We start from the raw sequence: 22,679 nt of genomic DNA on the forward strand, positions 1-22,679 counted from the left end.
CGCGCCCGCTCAGCCCCGGCCGCGCGCCCGCTCAGCCCCGGCCGCGCGCCCGCTCAGCCCCGGCCGCGCGCCCGCTCAGCCCGGCCGTGTGCTCAGCCCGGCCGTGTTCTCAGCCCGGCCGTGTTCTCAGCCGGCCGTGTGCGCCGCCCGGCCGTGTGCGCCGCTCGGCTGCGTGCGTTGCTCGCCCCCGTGCGCCGCTCGGCTGCGTGCGTTGCTCGCCCCCGTGCGCTGCTCGGCTGCGTGCGTTGCTCGCCCGCGCACGCCCCGCCTCCACCCGTTGGGCCTCCACGCGCGCACGCCCCGCCCCCGCGTGCCGGGCCCCCACCTCATGATCACGCTCGAACATGGATGTAGTGGCATCCCCGCGTTCGGTGGCCACTACATCCTGGATCGAGCGTGACCTTGATGCCTGCGGGCACCCCCGACCCCGCTCCCGGCCATGGAGCGCGCGCCCGTCACCAAGATCCGCGCAATATCAGGGATGTTGCTGTCTCCCGCGCGCCGGAGGCAGCAACATCCGGGAAGTTGCGTGGATCTTCACGCGGGGCACGAGACACGGGTCGCGCGGCGCGGCGCGGCGGCAGGTCGGGCGCGGGGCGTAGCGGCGCGGGGCGCGGGGCGCGGCGGCGCGGGGCGCGGGGCGCGGGGCGCGGCGGCGCGGGCGCGGGGCGCGGCGGCGCGGCACGTAGGTGCGGGGGCGCGGCACGTGGGGTGCGGGGGCGCGGCACGTGGGGTGCGGGGGCGCGGCACGTGGGGCCGGAGGGAGAAAGACGGGGTGCGCGCGGGGCGCGGGGGTGCGGATGTGAGCGCCGGACACGGTGGAGCCCCCGGTCCCGCACGGGACCGGGGGCTCTCCGACGGTCTCAGGTCAGCCGGCCTGCTCGGCGAGCTGGAGGAACTGCCGCTTGGCGGCGAGTGCCTGCTCGGCGTCCTTGATCCGGCGCGCGTCCCCGGCGCTCTGCGCCCGGGCCAGCCGCTCCTCGGCCTCCGCAACCTGCGCCCGCATCTGGGCGAGCAGCGGGTTGTCCTCCTTGGTGGTGCGGCGCCACGCCGAGTCCATCACGTCGCGGACCTTGTCGTCGATGACACGCAGCCGGCGCTCCAGCCCGGCGGCCGCCTCGCGGGGCACCCGGCCGGCCTCGTGCCACTGGGCCTGGATCTCCCGCAGCTTGGCCTGGGCGCCCTTCGGGTCGGCGTCGATGTCCAGGGCCTCGGCCTCGGCCAGCAGGGCCTGCTTACGCTCCAGGTTGCCGCGCTGCTCGTTGTCCCGCGCGGAGAACACCTCGCTGCGCCGGCTGAAGAAGGCGTCCTGCGCGGCCCGGAACCGCTCCCAGAGCTTCTGCTCGGCCTCCTTGGAGGCACGCGGGGCGGCCTTCCACTGCGTCATCAGCTCCTTGAGCTGGTTGGCAGTGGCCGCCCACTCGGTGGAGTCCTTGATCTTCTCGGCTTCGGCGACCAGCTCTTCCTTGACGGTCTGCGCCTGCTTGCGCGTCGCGTCCAGGGAGGCGAAGTGGGCGCCCCGACGCCGGGTGAAGCCGTCCCGTGCGGCGGCGAACCGTTTCCACAGCTCACCGTCGGCCTTCTTGTCGACCCCGCGAATGGTCTTCCACTCGTCGAGGATCTCCTTGAGCCGGTCACCTGCCGTCTTCCAGCCGGTGGACTCGGCGGCGAGCTTCTCGGCCTCCTCGACCAGCGCGGTCTTGCGGGCCAGGGCCTCGCCGCGGGCGGCGTCCCGGGCGGCGCGCGCCTCGGTGGCCTTCTCCTCGGCAAGTGTCGCCAGCTTGTCCAGCCGGGCGGCCAGGGCGTCGATGTCGCCGACCACGTGGGCCTCGGGCAGCGTGGTGCGGATCCGCCGAATTGTGCTCAACGAGTGCCCGGCGTCCGCCGCGCCCGAGTTGAGTCGTGCTTCGGTCAGGTCCACCTCGGTGACCAGGTCGGCGAAGCGGCGTGCGAAGTGCGCGAGACCCTCCTCCGGTGCTCCCGCCTGCCAGGATCCGACCACCCGCTCGCCCTCGGAGGTCTTGACGTAAACGGTGCCGTCCGCGTCCACCCGTCCGAAGGCAGTCCAGTCGCTCATGTGCCCATCCTCGTTCTCCCGGCGTCGAGGGAGCCATCCCCCGTCGCCGCCACGGCGCAGCCAAGTTACTTCCGGCATTGTCACAGGTCCGACCCGGTCCCCGTCGAGCGCCTATCGCCGACCGTGACCATACGGTGTCCTAGAGCCTGATTGACCGGATCGGCGCGTAGACGCACCGGGCGTTCCCGCTACGGTGAACGGGTGCCACTGGTCGCCGCCGCTGTCTGCCCGCATCCGCCCCTGCTCGTGCCGGAGGTTGCCGGTGCCGCCGCCAGCGAACTGGACGACCTGCGCGCGGCCTGTGACCTCGCCGTACGCCGACTGCTGGCAGCCGACCCGGACGCGGTGGTGCTGCTCGGCGTCGGCCCGTCGACAGGCCCGATCCGGCCCCCGGCCACCGGGTCCCTCCAGCCCTGGGGCGTCGCCCTGGACGTGCCCCTGGTCCCCGGTCAGCCGGACCGCGGCGCGGTGCTGCCGTTGAGCCTGACGGTCGGCGCGTGGCTGCTGGCCCGGCACGCCGAACGCCAAGCCGTGACCGCCGCGCCGGTGACCGCCGTGCAGGTGACCGCCGACGCCGGGTCGGTGGAGGTGGCTGCGCTCGCCGAGCAGGTCGCCGCGGCCGGTGACCGGGTGGCGCTGCTGGTGCTCGGTGACGGGTCGGCCTGCCGGGGGGAGAAGGCCCCCGGGTACGACGACCAGCGCTCCCTCCCGTACGACAAGCGGGTCGCCGCGGCCCTGGCCGGGGCGGACCTGGACGTCCTGCGCGACCTGGACGCGGGTCTGTCGGCGCAGTTGAAGGTCGCCGGCCGGGCGTCCTGGCAGGTGCTCGCCGAGGCGGCCCGGTCGAGCGGCGGCGGGTGGCGCGGCGAGTTGCTGCACGACTCGGCCCCCTACGGTGTGGCCTACTTCGTGGCGTCCTGGGAGCGGGCGTGACCGGCGGTGCGGCAGTCCCGGCCGGCACGGTCGTGGCGGTGGTCGGTCCGACGGCGGCGGGCAAGTCGGCGTTGAGCATCGCGCTCGCGCACGCGCTGGACGGGGAGGTGGTCAACGCCGACTCGATGCAGCTCTACCGGGGCATGGACATCGGCACCGCCAAGCTGACCCCGGCGGAGCGGGAGGGGGTGCCGCATCACCTGCTCGACATCTGGGAGGTCACCGAGCCGGCCAGCGTCGCGGAGTATCAGCGGCTGGCCCGCGCGGCGGTGGACGACATCCTGTCCCGAGGTCGGGTGCCGCTGCTGGTGGGTGGCTCGGGGTTGTACGTGCGGGCGGTGCTCGAACGCTTCGAGTTCCCCGGCACCGACGCGGCGCTGCGCGAGCGGCTGGAGCGGGAGTTGGCCGAGGTGGGCCCCGCGCCGCTGTACGCGCGGCTGCGCGCCGCCGACCCGGTGGCCGCCGAGGGCATCCTGCCCGGCAACGGCCGGCGGATCGTGCGGGCCCTGGAGGTGATCGAGTTGACCGGTGCGCCGTTCGCCGCGTCGTTGCCGCAACCGACTCCGTACTACCCGTCGGTGCAGCTGGGCGTCGATCTGGACACCGGGCTGCTGGACGAGCGGATCGCGCTGCGGGTGGACCGGATGTGGGCCGACGGTCTGGTGCCCGAGACCCGCGAGCTGGTGGGTCGGGGGCTGGCCGAGGGACGGACGGCCAGCCGGGCGCTCGGCTACCAGCAGGTGCTGCGCCTGCTCGACGGTGAGCTGACCGAGGCGCAGGCGCACGACGAGACCGTCCGGGCGACGCGGCGTTTCGTGCGCCGGCAGCGGTCCTGGTTCCGGCGCGACCAGCGGATCCACTGGCTGGATTCGGCGACTCCGGACCTGATCGGGGCCGCGCTGCGTCTGGTGCCGGCCGCTGCGCGATGATGGGGGCGTGGAGTTCACCAAGGGCCACGGCACCGGCAACGACTTCGTCCTCCTGCCCGACCCGGACGGTCAGCTCGACCTGACTCCGGAGCTGGTCGCGGCGCTCTGCGACCGGCGGCGGGGCATCGGCGCGGACGGCGTGCTGCGGGTCGTCCGGGCGGCCAAGCATCCGGACGGCGCCGGGCTGGCCGGCGAGGCCGAGTGGTTCATGGACTACTGGAACGCCGACGGTTCGTTCGCCGAGATGTGCGGCAACGGCGCGCGGGTCTTCGTGCGCTACCTGCTGGACAAAGAACTGGCCACGCCGGCCGGCGCGGCGCTGCCGGTGGCCACCCGGGCCGGCGTCGTGCGCGCGCTGGTCGAGGGCGACGCCGTGTCCGTCGAGATGCGCCGCCCCCAGGTGTACGACTCCTCGACCGCCACCCTGGGCGGTCTGACCCTGCCCGGCACGGTTGTGGACATCGGCAACCCGCACCTGGTCTGCGTCCTGCCGGCCGGCGTGGAACTGGCCGCGCTGGATCTCACCGTCGCGCCCGGGTTCGACCCGGAGGTCTTCCCGGCCGGCGTGAACGTGGAGTTCATCGTGGCGGGCGACCCGGTCGACGGCACCGACGGGCACTCCCTGATGCGGGTGTACGAGCGCGGCAGCGCCGAGACCCTGTCCTGCGGCACCGGCGCCTGCGCGGTGGGCGCGGTGGCCCTGCGCGACGCCGGCCGGGACACCGGCGTGGTCGCCGTGGACGTGCCCGGCGGCCGCCTGACGGTGACGGTCACCGAGACCTCGTGCTGGCTGTCCGGCCCGGCCGTCCTGGTCGCAACCGGCGAGGTCGACCTCTCCATCCTGTCCGCTGCGCCCGGGCGCTGAGGCCGGCCGCGCACCCGGCTGCGCGCCGGCGGCCAACTTCTGCTCACCGGCCGCTCACCGGCCGCTGCTGTCGGCCCTTTGCTCTGCTTCAACCCGCGCAACACCCGGTGTCCGATAACCGGACATCAGGTGTTGCGCGGGGTGAAGCAGAGCAAAGGAGGGAAACGACCCGGTCGGGGGCCTCCCTCGCCTAGCGCCCGCAGGCGTCGAGTTGCTCAGGGGGTGGCGCTGGCGTTCGCGGCGATCTCCGGGAGGTCCGACGGGCCGGGGTCGGCTGCCGGCAGGGGGCTGGGGTTGTGCGCGGCGGCGCGGACGGCGGCGGCGACCGCGGGGGCGACCCGGGAGTCGAAGACGCTCGGCACGATCACCGTCGGGTTGATCTTGTCCTCGCCGACGACGTCGGCGATGGCCTGGGCCGCCGCGATCGCCATCTCCTCGGTGAACTCCTCGGCGTGCGCGTCGAGCATGCCGCGGAACACGCCGGGGAAGGCGAGCACGTTGTTGATCTGGTTGGGCTGGTCCGAGCGGCCGGTGGCGACCACCGCGGCGTACTTGCGCGCCTCTCGGGGGTCGACCTCCGGGTCCGGGTTGGCCAGCGCGAAGACGATCGAGTCCTTCGCCATCTGCGCGATGTCGTCCCCGGTGAGCAGGTTCGGGGCGCTCACCCCGATGAACACGTCGGCGCCCCGGATCGCGCCCGGCAGGTCGCCGGAGTAGTTCTCCTTGTTGGTGTTCTCCGCCAGCCACTGCCAGGCCGGGTTGAGGTCGGTCAGCCCGCGGTGCAGGGCGCCCTGGCGGTCGTACGCGATGATGTCGCCGACGCCCTGGCGCAGCAGCAGCTTCATGATCGCGGTGCCCGCCGCGCCGGCGCCGGAGACGACGACCCGGACGTCCGCGAGCTGCTTGCCCACGACGCGCAGCGCGTTGGTCAGCGCGGCCAGCACGCAGATCGCGGTGCCGTGCTGATCGTCGTGGAAGACCGGGATGTCCAGCGCTTCGCGCAGCCGGGCCTCGATCTCGAAGCAGCGCGGCGCGGCGATGTCCTCCAGGTTGATCCCGCCGTACGCGGGCGCGATCGCCTTGACGATCTGCACGATCTCGTCGGTGTCCTGCGTGTCGAGCACGACCGGCCAGGCGTCCACGCCGCCGAAGCGCTTGAACAGCGCGGCCTTGCCCTCCATCACCGGCAGCGACGCGGCCGGGCCCAGGTTGCCCAGCCCGAGCACCGCCGAGCCGTCGCTGACGACCGCCACCGTGTTGCGCTTGATCGTCAGCCGCCGGGCGTCCGCCGGGTTCTCGGCGATCGCCATGCAGACGCGGGCCACCCCCGGGGTGTACGCCCGCGACAGCTCGTCACGGTTGCGCAGCGCGACCTTGGAGGTCACCTCGATCTTGCCGCCGAGGTGCAGGAGGAACGTGCGGTCCGACACCTTGCGCACGTCCACGCCGTCGAGCGCGGTCAGCGCCTCGACCACCTGATCGGCGTGACCGGCGTCGGCGGTGTCGCAGGTCAGGTCGACGATCACGTTCGTCGGGTCCGAGTCCACCACGTCCAGCGCCGTGACGATCGCTCCGGCCTCGCCGACGGAGGTGGTGAGCCGGCCGATCGAGGACGCGTCCGCGGTCACGGCGATCCGGATGGTGATCGAAAATCCGGCGCTCGGCAGTCGGGTGATGGCCACGGGATCCCTCCGTCACGGCTGTGCGGCCGGTCGGCCGCCGCCTGAGCATTTCTACCGGGTTGCCGTGGTCGACCGGTATTCGCCCCCACTTTTGGCGACCTCCAGCACGGGCATATAGCAGGTGCGTTCGGCGTTGTGTCATGTCAGGATTACGTTCTACTCATCATTTCGGACAGGAGAACCGCTTGCGAGACCAGGAGAGCTTCGTCCCCGTCGAGGACGAGTTCGACGACGTCACCACCGGCGAGATGGAGCTGTCGGAGCGACAGTCCCTGCGACGCGTCCCCGGCCTGTCAACCGAGCTCTCCGACGTCACCGAGGTGGAATACCGCCAGCTGCGGCTGGAGCGGGTCGTCCTGGTGGGCGTCTGGACCGAGGGCACGGTGACCGACGCCGAGAATTCCCTGACCGAGCTGGCCGCGCTCGCCGAGACCGCGGGCTCGCAGGTGCTCGAAGGGCTGATCCAGCGTCGCACCCGACCCGACCCGGCCACGTACATCGGCCGCGGCAAGGTCGACGATCTGGGCGCGGTGGTGCTCTCCACCGGCGCCGACACGGTCATCTGCGACGGTGAACTGTCCCCGTCGCAGCTGCGCAACCTGGAGCAGCGCACCAAGGTCAAGGTCGTCGACCGTACGGCGCTGATCCTCGACATCTTCGCCCAGCACGCCAAGAGCAAGGAAGGCAAGGCGCAGGTCGAGCTGGCGCAGCTCGAATACCTGCTGCCCCGGCTGCGCGGTTGGGGTGAGACGCTCTCCCGGCAGACCGGTGGTTCCGGCCGGGGTGGCGGCGCCGGCGGCGGCGTGGGCGTGCGTGGTCCCGGTGAGACCAAGCTGGAGACCGACCGGCGGCGCATCCGCCACCGCATCTCCCGGCTGCGTCGCGAGATCAAGAGCATGCGCACGGTACGCGTCACCAAGCGCGCCCGTCGCACCCGCAACTCCGTGCCCGCCGTGGCCATCGCCGGCTACACCAACGCTGGCAAGTCCAGCCTGCTCAACCGGCTGACCGGCGCGGGCGTGCTGGTGGAGAACGCGCTCTTCGCGACGCTCGACCCGACCACCCGCAAGGCGACCACCTCGGACGGGCGGCTCTACACGCTCTCCGACACGGTCGGCTTCGTCCGGCACCTGCCGCACCAGATCGTCGAGGCGTTCCGCTCGACGCTGGAGGAGGTCGCCGAGGCGGATCTGGTGGTGCACGTCGTCGACGGCACCCACCCGGATCCGGAGGAGCAGGTCCGGGCCGTGCACGAGGTGCTCGCCGAGGTCGGCGCGGACCGGCTGCCCGAGCTGCTGGTGGTCAACAAGACCGACGCGGCCGACGAGGACGCGCTGCTGCGTCTCAAGCGACTCTGGCCGGAGGCGATCTTCGTCTCGGCGTACTCGGGTCGGGGGATCGACGCCCTGCGGGCGGCGATCGAGGAGCGGCTGCCGCAACCCGCCGTGGAGGTACGGGCCGTCCTGCCGTACGACCGGGGTGACCTGGTGTCCCGGGTGCACCGCACCGGCGAGGTGCTCAGCACGTCGCACCTGCCGGAGGGCACTCTGCTGCACGTCCGGGTCAGTGCGGCGCTCGCCGCCGAGCTGGCGCCGTTCGACGTGCAGCGGGAGGGCCAGGCGGTCGGCAGCCGGCCCTGAGCGGCCCCGGCGTCATCCACCGGAAACGCGCGGCATGCGACACTGGCCGAATGCGCCGCGTTGTTTCCTCGGTCACGGTTGCCCTCGGCCTGCTCGGGGCAACCGTGGCGCTGGCCGGAGTCGCCGTAGCCGCTCCCGCTCCCGGATCATCCCAGCCGTCCGGCGCCATCCCCGGCAAGAAGCGCTGCTCGGTCACCGACGAGCGGCTGCGGGAGCTGTCCGGGCTGGTGGCGACCAAGACCGGCTACATCGTCATCAACGACGGCACCGATGTTGAGGCGCGCAAACGGATCTTCTTCCTCGACAGCAAGTGCAAGGTCGCCAAGGAGCCGGTCCGCTACTCGGGCCAGGGGCCGTTCGACACCGAGGACCTGGCCGTGTCGCCGAAGGGTGACATCCTGTGGATCGGTGACATCGGCGACAACACCAGCAACAAGGAGCGGCGGTCGCGGATCGCGGTCTGGACCATGCCGATCAACGGTACGAAGCAGCCCGTGCTGCACCGGCTCTCCTACCCCGAGAACAAGCCGCACGACGCCGAGGCGCTGCTGGTGGGGGCCGACGGCCTTCCGCTGATCATCACCAAGGTGTCGAGCGGCAACGCGGAGATCTTCACCCCGACGGCGAAGCTGAAGAACGGCGACACCGAGCCGGTGCCGATGAAGAAGGCCGGCGAGATCAAGCTGCCGAAGACCTCCACGGAGAACCCGCTCAGCGTCTACGGCCGGCTCGCGGTCACCGGGGCCGCCCGGTCGCCGGACGGTAGCCGCGTCGTCATCCGGACGTACGCGGACGCCTTCGAGTACGACGTGACCGGCGGCGACGTCCTCGGTGCGCTCACCACCGGCAAGCCCCGGGTGACGCCACTGGCCGACCCGTTCGGTGAGGCGATCTCCTACACGCCGGACGGGAAGACCTTCGTCACGGTCTCCGACGGCGGGCAGCTCACCGCGGACGAGCCCGTCGACATTCTGAGTTACACGCCGTCCACCAGCGTGGCGGCGCCCCTTGCCGCTCCCGGGGGTGGCAAGCCGGCGGCCGAGAAGTCCTGGATCGACGGGCTCAGTTTCGACGACATCACCTACCTCGTGGGCGCTGTCGGCGTGCTCGGTCTGCTGCTCGTCGGCGCCGGCATCTTCGGCATCCTGCGGGCCCGCCGCCGGCCACCCGCGGCCGACGATGCGGATTCGACGGACGGCCGGGACGATCGGCGCGGCGCGCTGCGGGACGAGGACGTCCCGCCCGGCGGTGGCCGTCCCGGCACGGGCGTGTACGGCGGTGCGGCGGCCGGTGGCGGCGGCGTCTACGGCGGTGCTTCGGGCCGGGGCGGTCCCGCTCCTGCCGGCGGTGCCGTGTACGGCGGCGGCGGTGCACGCCCGGCCGGTGGCGGTGGTGCGCGCCCAGCCGGTGAGGGCGGCGGCGGTTACGGCCCTGCCCGCCCCGGCGGTGGTGGCGGTGCTCCGGTCGGGGGCGGTGTCTACGGCGGCGGCGGCCGTGCCGGCGGCGGCCCTGGAGGCCGGCCCGGCGGTGCCGGTGGCCGACCGGGAGGCGCGGGCGGCGGAGTGTACGGCGGCGGTGGTGGCCAGCCCGGCGGCGGTCGGGCGGAGCCGCCACGGCGCGGTGGACAGGAGCCGGACTACCGGGGCCAGCGGCCCGGCCGTCGGCGGGACGGCGACGCGCCCGGCGACCCGTACGGGCAGTATCCCGGGGGCGGTCGTGGCCCTCGGGGCGACCGCTACTGACCCCGGTCGGCGACATCGGTCCGGCGGCGCGGGTGAGCGCGAAGGGCCACCCACCCGCGTGCCGGCCGGTCAGATTCGGCGGAGCACCGCCACGACGCGGCCCATGATGGTGGCGTCGTCGCCGGGGATCGGGTCGAAGGCCGGGTTCTGCGGCATCAGCCAGACGTGCCCGTCGCGTCGCCGGTAGGTCTTGACGGTCGCCTCGCCGTCGAGCATGGCGGCCACGATCTCGCCGGAGTCGGCCGTCGGCTGCTGCCGGACGACCACCCAGTCGCCGTCGCAGATCGCCGCGTCGAGCATCGAGTCGCCCTTGACCTGGAGCATGAACACCTCGCCCTCCCCGACCAGCTCGCGGGGCAGGGGGAAGATGTCCTCCACGGCCTGCTCGGCGAGGATCGGCCCACCGGCGGCGATGCGACCGAGCATCGGCACGTACGCCGGGGTGGGTCGTTGGGCGCGGGACAACTCGTCGTCGATGGCCTCGCTGGGGGCGCGGACGTCCACCGCCCGGGGGCGGTTGGGGTCGCGGCGCAGGAACCCCTTCTTCTCCAGCTCCTTGAGCTGGTAGGCGACGCTCGACGGTGACACCAGGCCGACCGCCTCGCCGATCTCCCGGACGCTCGGCGGGTAGCCGTGCCGCTCGACCCAGGTGCGGATGAACTCCAGGATGCGACGCTGGCGGGCGGTCAGGTCGACCGTCGCCGGGTCGGGGAAGGCGCTGACTACCGGGGTGACCGGGCGCACGGCGGGCTGACCCGTCCGGCTGCGCGCGGCGCTGCGGCGTCGGGTGGCCGGCGGGCCCGCCTCGGTGATCTGCTGCGGGCTCTTCGGCCGGCTGGCCCGGTCCTCGGTCACGTCCGTCCTCCCTGGTCGGCGCTGGGTGCCTCGTCGGCTCGTGGTGCGTGCGGTGGTGCCACGGATGGTGCTCGGTTGGTGCGTCGCCGGGTGCGGTGAAGATCCATCGCGCCCGGTTGTTCCTGACCGTATAGGTGAGATCGGTCATTTTCAAACATCTGTACGACCTCTCACCGGCGTGTCGGGGTGAAAAACCGCCCCGGTCGTACGGATGTTCTGATAAATGGTACGTCGGATAGCACGGATGTTCGATCGGTGGCTGTTTTCCGGGGCGTTCCGGCCGTGCGGCCGGTAACCGGGGCGGGTTCTCGGCGTTGGTTCTGCGGTGGCGCGGCGGTGTGCGGATGACCGGATGGTCCGTGACGCGCCGGACACGCCGGCCAACTTGACCGGGGTTCGCCAGCGACATACGGTCAACCCCTAGATGTAGTAGTGACATGGGCGTAAGTTGCCTACAGGTTGGGTTCGACTACCGACCGCACTCCCGTAATGTTGATCACGACAGGCGTCACCCGAGGTGGTGCCGTCGTGGCGGACCGTGTCCGGGAGTGCTGGGTGCGTCCGCGGTTGATCATGATTTTGGAGGTTGGGCGATGCGGTGTCCGTACTGCCGGCACGCCGACTCCCGGGTGGTCGACTCGCGGGAGGCCGACGACGGCCAGCTCATCCGGCGGCGGCGCTCCTGTCCGGAGTGCGGTAAGCGGTTCACCACCGTCGAGGAGGCGGTCCTCGCGGTCGTCAAGCGCAGCGGGGTGACCGAGCCGTTCAGTCGCACGAAGATCATCGGCGGGGTGCGCAAGGCGTGCCAGGGCCGGCCGGTGGACGACGACTCACTCGCGCTGCTCGCACAGCGGGTGGAGGAGACCGTCCGGGCCAAGGGGGCCGCCGAGATCCCCAGTCACGAGGTGGGCCTGGCGATCCTGGGCCCGCTGCGCGACCTGGACGAGATCGCCTACCTGCGGTTCGCCAGCGTCTACCGCTCCTTCGACTCGCTCGCCGACTTCGAGCGCGAGATCGAGACGTTGCGGGCCGTGGCGCGAGCCCGGGAGCAGGGCCGGGCCGACGCGGTCGAGGCCGCCGGCCGTACCAGTTGACTTCACTGTTTTTCGAGAGATCAGGACGCGCGGTGGGTGACCGCGCAGACGAGGGGGGCGACGGCGTGACAACGAGCCGTTCACGGAACAAGGCAGGCGCGGGGCTGAAGATCGAGCGGGTGTGGACGACGGAGGGGGTCCACCCGTACGACGAGGTGTCCTGGGAGCGCCGCGACGTCGTGATGACGAACTGGCGGGACGGCTCGATCAACTTCGAGCAGCGCGGGGTTGAGTTCCCGGAGTCGTGGAGCGTCAACGCGGCGAACATCGTCACCACCAAGTACTTCCGGGGCGCGGTGGGGACCCCGGAGCGGGAGTGGTCGCTCAAGCAGCTGATCGACCGGGTGGTCACCACCTACCGCACCGCCGGCGAGGAGTACGGCTACTTCGCCAGCCCGGCCGACGCGGAGGTCTTCGCCCACGAGCTGACCTGGATGCTGCTGAACCAGGTGTTCAGCTTCAACTCGCCGGTCTGGTTCAACGTCGGCACGCCGTCGCCGCAGCAGGTCAGCGCCTGCTTCATCCTGGCCGTCGACGACTCGATGGACTCGATCCTCGACTGGTACAAGGAGGAGGGGCTGATCTTCAAGGGCGGCTCCGGCTCCGGCGTCAACCTGTCGCGGATCCGCTCGTCCCGCGAGCTGCTCTCCTCCGGCGGCAACGCCTCCGGCCCGGTCAGCTTCATGCGCGGCGCGGACGCCTCGGCCGGCACCATCAAGTCCGGCGGCGCGACCCGCCGGGCGGCCAAGATGGTCATCCTCGACGTCGACCACCCGGACATCCAGGAGTTCGTGGTCACCAAGGCGCGCGAGGAGGACAAGATCCGCGCGCTGCGCGACGCCGGGTTCGACATGGACCTCGGTGGCTCCGACATCGTCAGCGTCCAGTACCAGAACGCCAACAACTCGGTCCGCGTCTCCGACGAGTTCATGTCGGCGGTGGAGAACGGCAAGGGCTTCGACCTGCGTGGCCGGCTGGACGGCGCGACGATCGAGACGGTCGACGCCAAGAACCTCTTCCGTTCCATCGCCCAGGCCGCCTGGGAGTGCGCCGACCCGGGCCTGCAGTACGACGACACGATCAACGACTGGCACACCTGCCCGGAGACCGGGCGGATCACCGCGTCGAACCCGTGCTCGGAGTACCTGCATCTGGACAACTCCTCGTGCAACCTCGCCTCGCTCAACCTCATGAAGTTCCTCCGCGCCGACGGTGGCTTCGAGGTGGAGAAGTTCGTCAAGTCCGTCGAGTTCGTCATCACCGCGATGGACATCTCGATCTGCTTCGCGGATTTCCCGACCGAGAAGATCGGCGAGACGTCCCGCGCCTACCGGCAGCTCGGCATCGGCTACGCCAACCTCGGCGCCCTGCTGATGGCCACCGGCCTGCCGTACGACTCGGACCAGGGCCGTTCGGTCGCCGCGGCGATCACCTCGCTGATGACCGGCACCGCCTACCGCCGCTCGGCCGAGCTGGCCGGCGTCGTCGGCCCGTACGACGGCTACGCCCGTAACGCCGAGCCGCACAAGCGGGTCATGCGCAAGCACGCCGCGGCCAACGACGAGATCAAGCCGACCAGCCCGGTGGCCACCGCGATCGTCCGCGAGGCGACCAAGCAGTGGACCCAGGGCAACAAGATCGGTGACAAGTTCGGCTGGCGTAACGCGCAGGCCAGCGTCCTCGCACCGACCGGCACCATCGGCTTCATGATGGACTGTGACACGACCGGCGTGGAGCCGGACCTGGCGCTGGTCAAGTTCAAGAAGCTGGTCGGCGGCGGTTCGATGCAGATCGTCAACCAGACGGTTCCGCGCGCCCTGCGCAGCCTCGGCTACCCCGAGGAGCAGGTCGAGGCGATCGTCGAGCACATCGCCGACAACGGCCACGTGGTGGACGCCCCCGGCCTCAAGCCGGAGCACTACCCGGTCTTCGACTGCGCGATGGGGGAGCGGTCGATCGCCCCGATGGGCCACGTGCGGATGATGGCGGCGATCCAGCCGTTCGTCTCCGGCGCCATCTCCAAGACGGTCAACATGCCGGAGGCGGCCACCGTCGAGGACGTCGAGAAGATCTACTTCGAGGGCTGGAAGCTCGGCCTCAAGGCGCTGGCGATCTACCGGGACAACTGCAAGGTCGGCCAGCCGCTCTCGGTGGCCAAGTCCAACAAGGCCACCACGCCGGCCGCCGTAGAGACCGCTGCCGCCGCGCCGGCCGCGGTGGAGAAGGTCATCGAGTACCGGCCGGTGCGCAAGCGCCTGCCGAAGAAGCGCCCCTCCGAGACGGTCAGCTTCTCCGTCGGTGGCGCCGAGGGTTACCTCACCGCGTCGTCCTACCCGGACGACGGCCTCGGCGAGGTCTTCCTCAAGATGTCCAAGCAGGGCTCGACCCTGGCCGGTGTGATGGACGCCTTCTCGGTGGCCATCAGCATCGGCCTGCAGTACGGCGTGCCGCTGGAGACGTTCGTCAGCAAGTTCACCAACATGCGCTTCGAGCCGGCCGGCATGACCGACGACCCGGACGTGCGCATGGCGGCCTCGGTGATGGACTACATCTTCCGTCGCCTGGCACTGGACTTCCTGCCCTACGAGCGCCGCGCCGAGCTGGGCATCTTCACCGCCAGCGAGCGGGCCGCCCAGCTGCGGGCCGAAGCCGACGCGGAAGCCGCCGGGGTCACCGGAGCGGAGCTCACCGCGATGGCGTCATCCGCGCCGGTCGAGGCCCCGGCCAAGCCGGAGGCCGTCGCCCAGCCGGCCCAGGAGATGGCCGACGTGGCCGCCGCCAAGCCGGCACCGAGCGTGGGTTCCAGCACCGAACTGCTGGAGGCCGTGATCGGCAAGGCCGCCGACGCGCCGCTCTGCTTCACCTGCGGTACGAAGATGCGCCCCGCCGGTAGCTGCTACGTCTGCGAGGGCTGCGGCTCCACCAGCGGCTGCAGCTGACGTACGCCTCAGCGCTGCCCCGGCCTCCTGCGAGGTCGGGGCAGCGCTGTTCTACGGCTCTTTCCGATTCGGGGATGTCCGCGAAGTCGGGCGGTGTCAGCCGAATTCGATCTCCAGTAGAGGGCTTCCGGTGATCCAGCTCTCCAAGCTTCCGGCCCAGTCCAAGGTCGGGACGATTTCGCCGAACACGAGTACCCGCTCGTCCTCGTTGGTGACGGGACGCCCTCGCACCTGAAGATCCAGGCCAGCCACATGCAGCGTGAACTCGGGATGTGCGAGCACGTTGGCGTACCAGTCACGCGAACCAGGGCTCCCGGTGAGCCAGTAGCGGCCAGCGGCCCGATAACGCCATATCTCGGTTCTTCGCGGCTGACCGCTCCGCCGTCCGGTCGTCGTGATCTCCACAGTTCGCTGCCGCTCCAGCGCCTGCCGCGTCTCCTCCGTAACCGTCATGCGTTCATGCTCGGGCCTTGAGTGGACTTCAGGTCAAGGCCGTAGACCCGGCGGTTGGTTGCCGGCCAGAGGAGATGCGACGCTCGCTGCGTGACGAGCCCTCCCCGATGAGCGTGAGGCGGTGCCTGCTTCGACGCACCGACGGCTGACACAACCACTCTGCCCGGGCGGGTGAGCCCTGCGCGGATCGCCGATAGGTCAGGCCCTGATTTCTCCCTGCCATGTCTTGAGCGTCAGCATCTGGCCATCGAAGTCCAGCCTGAGGCCGGTGACCTCGTTGACCTCGTTGCGGATCTCTTTCAGGTGAGCGAGTGGTCTCGTGATGACCGACGCGAACGGCGGTTCAGCCGAGGCGTCCCGCGACAACCATCGCCCACCGTCGTAGTCGTAGGGATCGGGCAAGCCGTCGTCGGTTCGGTAACACCCGTGCTCCGACGAACGAAGAAGAGGTGTGAACGCGCGAGAGAGGACGGCCTGTGAATGAGCCGAGCCGAGCCGATGACGACATCTCCGGCATTGGAACCGATCCGGTGGCCTTCGAGGTCTTCTACCGGCGGCACCTGGAGGCGGTGGGCCGGTTCGTGGCACGCCGGGTCGACGACCCCCATCTCGCCGCCGACCTGACCGCCGACGTGTTCCTGGCGGTGATCGAGTCGGCGGCCGGCTACCGGCCGGACCGGGGTAGCCAGATCGGCTGGCTGTACGGGGTGGCCCGCAACGTCATCGGCGACGAGCGGCGTCGGGCGGCCCAACGACTGCGGGTGACCGGTCGACTGGCCGGACGACGGGACCTCGGCCCCGATGACATCGCCCGCATCGAGGAGCGGATCGACGCCGAGTCGGTGGCCCGCCGCACCCATCGCGCGCTGAGCGAGCTGCCCGAGGACACCCGGACGCTTGTCGAACTCGTCGCCGTGGACGGGCTCACCGTCGCGGAGGCGGCGACAGTGCTCGGGATGTCACCGGTCGCCGCTCGGGTCCGCCTGCACCGTGCCCGCCGGCTCGTCCGCGCCCTGCTCGCCCGCCCGGTCACCACCCTCGCCTGAGATGAGACGAAGCTGACGATGAACACGACTGAACGGTCGCCGCAGGGTTTCGAGGAGCAGCTTCTCAGGGACCTGAGCGCACACGTCGCCCGACGGGCCGAGCTGGCGTCGGCGGGCCGTCCGGCCGGACGCCGTACCTGGTTCCCGCGCGGTTGGCGCCTCGCCGGAGCGGCCGGGCTGGCGGTCGCGCTGACCGCCGGTGGTCTGGCGGTCCAGACCATGAGGCTGGGCGATCAGTCGCCGCCCACGGCCAGTGCGTCGGAGATCTTCCACCTGGCGGCCGACGCCGCTCGGCAACAGCCGGAACTCACCGCCCGGCCCGAGCAGTACGTCTTCACGGAAACCCTGGCGACGATCCGGGACATGCCGGCCAGTGGCCCGTACCGGACCATCCGGAACCAACTGTGGCAGTCGGCCGGTGGAGTCGCCTACACGCAGGGACGCTATCGACCGGAGAGCGACCCGAACGGGTGGAGCGAGCTCAGGGTGCTCCGCATCGATGATCCCGCCGATCCCGAGAAGGAACTTGACGCGTTCCAGCCGCCCGCGTACCACGGCGATCTGCCCACCGATCCGGACGAGCTGCTGCGCTACCTTCGGGCGCACCCGGTCGACCTGCATCTACCCGAAGGCGCCGACGAGGAGGCCGTCTACGGGGGCGAGAGCATGGCGTACACCACCGCGTGGTCGATGCTCGACGGATACGTGCCACCCCGAGCGCTCGCGGCGCTGTTCGAACTGCTGGCACGGCAACCCGGAGCGGTGGTCATCTCGGGTGACGTGGTGGACGCCGCCGGCCGGCATGGGGTGGCGATTCGGATGCCCGGGGTGATCGGTGGAAACCTGGACCTCATCTTCGATCGGGACTCCCACGTCTACCTCGGCACCCGCAACTCGTTGGTGCGTAACGGCAAGGAGTCCCTGTACAACACTGTCGCGCTACTGCGCGTCGCGATCGTCGACCGACCGGGCCAGCTGCCCTGAGTGGTGCCGGGATCGAGAAGGCCGGTGGGTCGGCGCACGAGCACGGGGCTGACCCACCGAACGCTGGGCTGCGACGATGAGGGCATGACAACCGCTGAGGCGTACGTCGAGTTCGCGCGCCGCGAGGCACACGGGGTATCGCCCACGTACGAGCGACTGTCCGACGTCGTCGCCCACGACGGCGTCCTGCTCGCCCTCCTCGACACGCTCCCGCCGGCCAAGCGTCAGCCGAATCTGCTGTTCGGCGTGGTCCGTTGGTTGGGCGGCCCGGTCGACGACCCGACCGCGTTCCACGACTTCACGGTGGCGCACTGGCCGGCCGTCGAGGCGGAGATGCGGACCCGGGCCACCCAGACCAACGAGGCCGGCAGGTGTGCGGTCCTGCTGCCGGTGCTCGCCGCGCTGCCGCAGCCCCTCGCCCTGCTGGAGGTCGGTGCGTCCGCCGGCCTCTGCCTCTACCCCGACCGGTACGCCTACCGGTACGGCGAGCACCGGATCGGGTCCGGCGAGCCGGTCCTGGAGTGCGCGGCCAGCGGCTTCGAACCGCCGACACGCGTACCCCAGGTGGTGTGGCGGGCCGGCCTGGACCTGAACCCGCTCGACGTGACCGCCCCCGACGACGTGTCCTGGTTGGACGCCCTGATCTGGCCGGAGCGCGGGCACCGACGGGCCCGCCTGCGCGCCGCCGCTGCGGTCGCTGCGGCCGACCCGCCGCTGCTGATCCGCGGCGACCTGGTGGACGACCTGCCGGCGCTGGCGGCGCGGGCGCCAGAGGACGCGACGCTTGTCGTCTTCCACACCTCGGTGCTCTACCAGGTGCCCGTCGCCCGTCGGGAGGCGTTCGTCCGGCTGGTGCGGGAGCTGCCGGGACACTGGATCGCCAACGAGGCCCCGGAGGTGCTGCCCTACGACGGGCTGCCCGACTCGCCGGACGCGGCGCTGCACAACGTCCTCGCGCTGGACGGGCGACCGCTGGCCTGGACCCGGGGGCACGGCCAGGCGATCACGTGGTTCGGGTGACACCCTGGCTCACGCGGCCGGTGCGCGTATCGGGGCGCGCAGGGCGCGGATGAACCAGTCCACGGCCGGCGTGACCGCGCCGCCACCCGACCAGCCGTTGATCACCGACAGCAGGTCGAGGTAACGGTCCCGGCGCGGGTCGTTGGCCAGAACCAGCCGGTCGAGCAACCGCTGGCGCAGGTCGGCGTCGTCGGGGAGGCCGTGCAGACGGGCGTACCGGCTGGTGACCGCCGCGACCACCGGCTCGGCCTCGGGGCCAGCCGGATCGAGGCCGGCGGCCAGGGCGGCCACCACCCCGTCCCGGACCACGGCGACGGCGTCCGGGCGGGGCAGCCCGGGCACGTCGTGGTCGGCGGCGTGCTGGCGAACGAGCCGTCGCATGCTCGCCCGAAAGGCCGGGTCCCGGCACAGGTCGGCCAACTCCACCCACGCCCGCACCTGCTCGGTGGTCGGGTCGTCGGGCAGCTCGGGTGTCATCGAGACGAGCACACCCGGGTACGGCGCCGGGTCGCCGGTGAAGACGCTGTCCAGGAAGTCGTCCACCAGTTGCCGCCGTTCGTGGGCGGTGAGCCGGGCCAACCGGTGCAGATCGTCCACCTCGGACGGACCCGCCTCGCGCCTCGCCGCGACGGTCAGGACGGCCTGGCGCAGCCGCAGCACCCGGACCTGCACCGCCAGCGCCTCGGCGTGCGCGGCGGCCACCTCGTGCAGGGGCACCTCGCGGTCCACGACCCGACGGATGGAGGCCAGGTCCACGCCCAGGTCGCGCAACGTCCGGACCAGTTCGAGTCGCGCCACGGCGTCCGGGCCGAACTGGCGGTAGCCGGCCGGGCTCCGGTCGGTCGGCGGCACGATCCCGCTGTCGGCGTAGTACCGGATGGTCTTGACGCTCAGCCCGGTGCGTCGGGCCAGGTCGCCGATCGTGTAACGCTCGTCACCGCTCATGCCCCCACCCTGCGGTCTCCCTCCGCTGGAGACTCAAGCCGACGGGACTCTACGACGCAAGCGGCGGCGTGTCCCGCATCCGTCGCAGCGGCGAGCAGACCACGAACAGGCACGCCGCCCAGGTGCCCAGCACGCACACCCAGAGCGCGCCGCGCAGCCCCAGGGTGGTGCCGAGCGCCCCGCCGGTCAGCGCGCCGAGCGGGACCACCCCGAAGCAGATCCAGAGGAACGCGGCGTTGACCCGGCCGAGGATCGCCGGCGGGGTGATCCGCTGCCGGTACGACATCGCCGCGACGTTGAACAGCACCGCGTTGGCCGAGAACGCGGCCAGCCCGACGCCGTAGAGCAGCAGCCCCCAGCCGGGTCGGGCCAACGGCATCAGCAGATAGAACGGGCCCGGGACGGTCATCGCCAGCCAGATCACCCGGGCCGAGCCGAGCCAGGCCGACAGCCGGGCGGCCAGCACCCCCACCACCAGCCCGCCGACGGCGCTGACCGAGAAGACCAGACCCACCTGCACCGGCGCGGCGTGCAGCTCCCGCACCAGGAAGGTCACCTCGATCGAGGCGGACGCCATCACCCAGAAGTTCGACCACGTCGTGCAGGCCAGGATGCTGACCAGGATCGGCTGCCGCCGGATGAAGCCGAGCCCGTCGGTCAACTCCACCCGCAGGGGTACGCGGGGAGCCGGCTCGCGGCGTACCGGCGCCTCCCGGATCAGGATCAGCGTCAGCGCGCTGACCAGGAAGGCGAACCCGTTGGCCAGGAAAGTGCGGGCGGCGCCGACCAGCCCGATCAACGCGCCGCTGACCGTCGGACCGACGAGCTCGGCGGCGTCCTGGCTGATGGTCAGCTTGGCGTTGCCGTCCACCAGCAGGTCCGCCGGCACCAGCCGGGGCAGCAGGGTCTTGTACGCCACGGTGAACAGCACGGTGAGCACGCCACCGAGCCCGACCACCGCGTACAGGAAGGGCAGGGTGAGGTGGCCGACCAGGGCGGCCACCGGCAGGGACAGCAGGAGCGCGGCCCGACCCAGGTCGCACGCGATCATCAGCCGCCGCTGGTCGAGCCGGTCGGCGACGATGCCCGCCGGCAGCGAGAACAGCAGGTACGGCAGCCAGGCCAGGACGGTCAGCAGGGAGACCTGGAACACGCTGGCGTGCAGGGTGTCCGCGGCGAGCAGCGGCACCGCCACGTTGGCGATGCGGGTGCCCAGCTCGCTTACCGTCTGGCCGCCCCAGAGCAGCAGGAAGTTCCGGCTGCGCCACAGCGACGGGATGGCCCCCGCCTCGACCGCCGGGGACTGCTGCACCTGCTGACTCACCGTCGCCGCCTGTCCGTGCGGGTTAAGCGCCGCCGGCCGGCGGCCCGCGGACTCTATCCACAGCGCGAGCCGTCCGACACCGCATTTCCGCTGCCCCGGCCGTCGCCGCGCAACGCGGGCCGGGGCACTGCCGGCCGGACAAACGACCTGGGTACGGTCGTCGGGCCGTCCGGCGGCGGACGGCGAATGGAGGCTCGACCGTGTCCATCGCGCTCATCACCCTCGGCGGGACCATCGCGATGGGCGGGGTGGACGCCGGCCGTTCCGGCGTGGTCACCCGGCTCACCGGCGCGGACCTCACCGCCGCCGTCCCGGGGCTGGCGGATCTGGGCGTGCCCGTGGACGTGCGGGACACCCACGCGGTGCCGAGCGCACACCTCACCGCGCGGCAACTGCTCGCCGTGGTCGACGAGGCGTCCCGGGCGGTGTCCGCTGGCGCGACAGGTGTCGTGGTCACCCAGGGCACCGACACCCTCGAGGAGACGGCGTTCCTGGCCGACCTCATCTGGCCGCACGCCGCCCCGCTGGTCTTCACCGGCGCGATGCGCAACCCCACCCTGGCCGGCGCGGACGGGCCGGCGAACCTGCTCGCGGCGCTGCGGGTGGCCGCCGTGCCGGACACCCGAGACCTGGGCGTGCTGGTCGCCGTCAACGACGAGGTGCACGCCGCGCGGTGGCTGCGCAAGACCCACAGCACCAGCACCGCCACGTTCACCTCGCCCAACACCGGCCCGCTGGGCCAGGTCATCGAGGGGGAGGTGCGGGTGCTGACCCGCCCGGTGCGCCACGAGCCGTTGCCGCCCGTCGACCCGGACCGGCTCGACGCGACCCGGGTGGCGCTGTACGTGGTCACCCTGGACGACGACGGCGCGCTCCTGCACGGCCTCGCGGACACCCACCACGGCCTGGTGGTCGCGGGGTTCGGGGTCGGGCACGTGCCCGCGACGCTGGTCCCGGTGCTCGGCGATCTCGCCAACCGGATCCCGGTGGTGCTCACCAGCCGCAGCGGCGCCGGCTCGGTGCTGCGCCACACGTACGGGGCGGTCGGCTCGGAGACCGACCTGCAACGGCGGGGACTGCGTAACGGCGGTTTGCTCGACCCGTACAAGGCGCGGGTGCTGCTGCGGCTGCTGCTGGCCGCCGGCGCGGACTCCGACGAGCTGACCGCCGCCCTGGCCCGGCACGGTTGAGTCGCCGTCGTCGGGGCGCCTCTAGACTGCTGCGGGTGACCCGGAAGGACCGCTGCTGGTGACCGGTGAGCGACGACCCCTGGCGGATCGACCGCTCACCGAGCCGCACCCGTCCCGGCTGCCGCCCGGGCACCCCGGGCGGGCCCGGATCCTCGCCGCGCACGCCGCCGCGCTGGCCGCCGGGGAAGCCGGTTACCTCGACCCGGCGACGGGGTTGTTCGTGCTCAGCGCCGGCTTCCTCGCCCGCCGCGGCACGTGCTGCGGCCGGGGCTGCCGCCACTGCCCGTACGTGGACGATCCACCCTCGGAATGAGGACTTCCGCCCGACCCGGACACCCCGTACGGTGTCCGACGGACATCCGGCGGGGCCACTTCCGCCGTCGGTCGGCGAGAGGGTGGAGCGTGCGCGGGCGGATCGTGGTCGCCGGGCTGGCGGGCCTGCTGGTGAGCGGCTGTGCCGCCGAGGCCGAGCCGGTGGCGGTGCCGCCGCAGGCGCCGGTCGCCCTGGACGTGTCGGCGGCCTCCTCGGGGGGCGCCTGCCGGCTGCTGGACTTCGCGGTGATCGAGCAGCTCGTCAAGGTGCGCTTCGACGTGGCGGCGGCCAGCGAGCGGGGTGACACGCACACCTGCGTGGTCCGGGCCGAGCGCGCGGCGCTGCCCGAGCTGATGCTCAGTGTGTCCGAGACCACCATCGACAAGACCACCTTCGGCGCGGACGTGGTGCCCGACAAGGCGGCGAAGGTCACCGGACTGGGTCAGCAGGCGTACCGGCGTACCACCGCCGCGGCCGGCGGGCACGGCCCGGTCGCCGAGGTCGGCTGGCTGGCCGCCGACGGTCGCCTCGCCACGCTGACCTGGACCGGCGCCCGTGCCGCCGACCGCGCGGCCGTCGACAAGCTGGCCGGGGACCTGGTCGGGCTGGCGAAGAAGGTGGACACCCGGGCGCTGTGACGCCCGGGTG

The 22,679-nt window shown here is 72.2% G+C and carries 20 protein-coding genes; 13 read left to right on the forward strand and 7 right to left on the reverse strand.

Annotation, left to right across the window (positions count from 1 at the left end):
• Positions 1-868 precede the first annotated feature (868 nt).
• Positions 869-2,077, reverse strand: a complete 1,209-nt coding sequence (locus AB0B39_RS24555; RefSeq protein ID WP_357575504.1) for a DUF349 domain-containing protein — start codon at positions 2,075-2,077, stop codon at positions 869-871.
• Between the two features lie 201 nt (positions 2,078-2,278).
• On the opposite strand from AB0B39_RS24555, the gene AB0B39_RS24560 reads away from it, so the two are divergent.
• Genes AB0B39_RS24560 through dapF form a run of 3 tightly spaced genes read left to right on the forward strand, consistent with a single transcriptional unit; the run spans position 2,279 to position 4,804 of the window.
• A complete protein-coding gene (locus AB0B39_RS24560) occupies positions 2,279-3,010 on the forward strand; it encodes a hypothetical protein (protein ID WP_357575505.1) in 732 nt (243 codons plus the stop codon).
• The gene (gene miaA / locus AB0B39_RS24565) at positions 3,007-3,939 is read left to right on the forward strand and encodes a tRNA (adenosine(37)-N6)-dimethylallyltransferase MiaA (RefSeq protein ID WP_357499074.1); all 933 of its coding nucleotides are present in this window, start codon (positions 3,007-3,009) and stop codon (positions 3,937-3,939) included. Before AB0B39_RS24560 ends, miaA begins: the two co-directional genes overlap by 4 nt.
• Before the next feature lie 7 nt (positions 3,940-3,946).
• Positions 3,947-4,804, forward strand: a complete 858-nt coding sequence (gene dapF / locus AB0B39_RS24570; protein WP_357499076.1) for a diaminopimelate epimerase — start codon at positions 3,947-3,949, stop codon at positions 4,802-4,804.
• A gap of 215 nt (positions 4,805-5,019) precedes the next feature.
• Here dapF and AB0B39_RS24575 read toward each other — a convergent pair whose 3' ends face one another.
• A complete protein-coding gene (locus AB0B39_RS24575) occupies positions 5,020-6,486 on the reverse strand; it encodes an NAD-dependent malic enzyme (RefSeq protein WP_357499078.1) in 1,467 nt (488 codons plus the stop codon).
• Positions 6,487-6,671: 185 nt separating this feature from the next.
• Between AB0B39_RS24575 and hflX the strand changes: the two genes are divergently transcribed.
• The gene (hflX, locus tag AB0B39_RS24580) at positions 6,672-8,126 is read left to right on the forward strand and encodes a GTPase HflX (RefSeq protein ID WP_234591467.1); all 1,455 of its coding nucleotides are present in this window, start codon (positions 6,672-6,674) and stop codon (positions 8,124-8,126) included.
• Between the two features lie 50 nt (positions 8,127-8,176).
• Positions 8,177-9,868 (forward strand): hypothetical protein, encoded by a 1,692-nt coding sequence (locus AB0B39_RS24585; protein WP_357575506.1) that lies wholly within the window; start codon positions 8,177-8,179, stop codon positions 9,866-9,868.
• A 69-nt stretch (positions 9,869-9,937) separates the two neighbouring features.
• Here the strand turns inward: AB0B39_RS24585 and lexA are convergent, their stop codons facing one another.
• Entirely contained in the window at positions 9,938-10,723 is a 786-nt protein-coding gene (lexA, locus tag AB0B39_RS24590; protein ID WP_091400540.1) for a transcriptional repressor LexA, read from the reverse strand.
• Positions 10,724-11,316: 593 nt separating this feature from the next.
• Here lexA and nrdR point away from each other — a divergent pair.
• Complete coding sequence (gene nrdR, locus AB0B39_RS24595; protein WP_234587987.1) at positions 11,317-11,817, forward strand: transcriptional regulator NrdR; 501 nt, start codon at positions 11,317-11,319, stop codon at positions 11,815-11,817.
• Positions 11,818-11,849: 32 nt separating this feature from the next.
• Positions 11,850-14,756, forward strand: coding sequence for a vitamin B12-dependent ribonucleotide reductase (locus AB0B39_RS24600; protein ID WP_357499085.1), 2,907 nt, complete (start codon positions 11,850-11,852; stop codon positions 14,754-14,756).
• Positions 14,757-14,852: 96 nt separating this feature from the next.
• Here AB0B39_RS24600 and AB0B39_RS24605 read toward each other — a convergent pair whose 3' ends face one another.
• The gene (locus AB0B39_RS24605) at positions 14,853-15,209 is read right to left on the reverse strand and encodes a nitroreductase family deazaflavin-dependent oxidoreductase (RefSeq protein ID WP_357575507.1); all 357 of its coding nucleotides are present in this window, start codon (positions 15,207-15,209) and stop codon (positions 14,853-14,855) included.
• A 198-nt stretch (positions 15,210-15,407) separates the two neighbouring features.
• The gene (locus AB0B39_RS24610) at positions 15,408-15,611 is read right to left on the reverse strand and encodes a hypothetical protein (RefSeq protein WP_357575508.1); all 204 of its coding nucleotides are present in this window, start codon (positions 15,609-15,611) and stop codon (positions 15,408-15,410) included.
• A 74-nt stretch (positions 15,612-15,685) separates the two neighbouring features.
• Between AB0B39_RS24610 and AB0B39_RS24615 the strand changes: the two genes are divergently transcribed.
• The 3 genes from AB0B39_RS24615 to AB0B39_RS24625 all read left to right on the forward strand — a co-directional run bounded on the left by AB0B39_RS24615 (position 15,686) and on the right by AB0B39_RS24625 (position 18,259).
• Complete coding sequence (locus tag AB0B39_RS24615; RefSeq protein ID WP_234587980.1) at positions 15,686-16,255, forward strand: sigma-70 family RNA polymerase sigma factor; 570 nt, start codon at positions 15,686-15,688, stop codon at positions 16,253-16,255.
• Positions 16,256-16,273: 18 nt separating this feature from the next.
• Positions 16,274-17,239, forward strand: a complete 966-nt coding sequence (locus AB0B39_RS24620; RefSeq protein ID WP_357575509.1) for a CU044_5270 family protein — start codon at positions 16,274-16,276, stop codon at positions 17,237-17,239.
• Positions 17,240-17,323: 84 nt separating this feature from the next.
• Positions 17,324-18,259, forward strand: a complete 936-nt coding sequence (locus AB0B39_RS24625; protein WP_357575510.1) for a DUF2332 domain-containing protein — start codon at positions 17,324-17,326, stop codon at positions 18,257-18,259.
• A gap of 9 nt (positions 18,260-18,268) precedes the next feature.
• Here AB0B39_RS24625 and AB0B39_RS24630 read toward each other — a convergent pair whose 3' ends face one another.
• Together AB0B39_RS24630 and AB0B39_RS24635 are read right to left on the reverse strand one after the other, a co-directional pair.
• Positions 18,269-19,204 carry a MerR family transcriptional regulator gene (locus AB0B39_RS24630; RefSeq protein WP_357575511.1) on the reverse strand — a complete coding sequence of 312 codons (936 nt, stop codon included), beginning with the start codon at positions 19,202-19,204 and terminating at the stop codon, positions 18,269-18,271.
• Positions 19,205-19,253: 49 nt separating this feature from the next.
• Positions 19,254-20,528, reverse strand: a complete 1,275-nt coding sequence (locus AB0B39_RS24635) for an MFS transporter (protein ID WP_357498488.1) — start codon at positions 20,526-20,528, stop codon at positions 19,254-19,256.
• Positions 20,529-20,728: 200 nt separating this feature from the next.
• On the opposite strand from AB0B39_RS24635, the gene AB0B39_RS24640 reads away from it, so the two are divergent.
• The 3 genes from AB0B39_RS24640 to AB0B39_RS24650 all read left to right on the forward strand — a co-directional run bounded on the left by AB0B39_RS24640 (position 20,729) and on the right by AB0B39_RS24650 (position 22,669).
• Positions 20,729-21,718, forward strand: coding sequence for an asparaginase (locus AB0B39_RS24640; protein ID WP_357575512.1), 990 nt, complete (start codon positions 20,729-20,731; stop codon positions 21,716-21,718).
• 58 nt (positions 21,719-21,776) lie between these two features.
• Entirely contained in the window at positions 21,777-22,031 is a 255-nt protein-coding gene (locus AB0B39_RS24645; protein ID WP_234587969.1) for a DUF5522 domain-containing protein, read from the forward strand.
• Positions 22,032-22,120: 89 nt separating this feature from the next.
• Positions 22,121-22,669, forward strand: a complete 549-nt coding sequence (locus AB0B39_RS24650) for a hypothetical protein (RefSeq protein WP_357575513.1) — start codon at positions 22,121-22,123, stop codon at positions 22,667-22,669.
• Positions 22,670-22,679: the final 10 nt, after the last annotated feature.

It is taken from the genome of Micromonospora sp. NPDC049114, assembly GCF_040648635.1.
In the GTDB taxonomy this organism is placed as follows: domain Bacteria; phylum Actinomycetota; class Actinomycetes; order Mycobacteriales; family Micromonosporaceae; genus Micromonospora.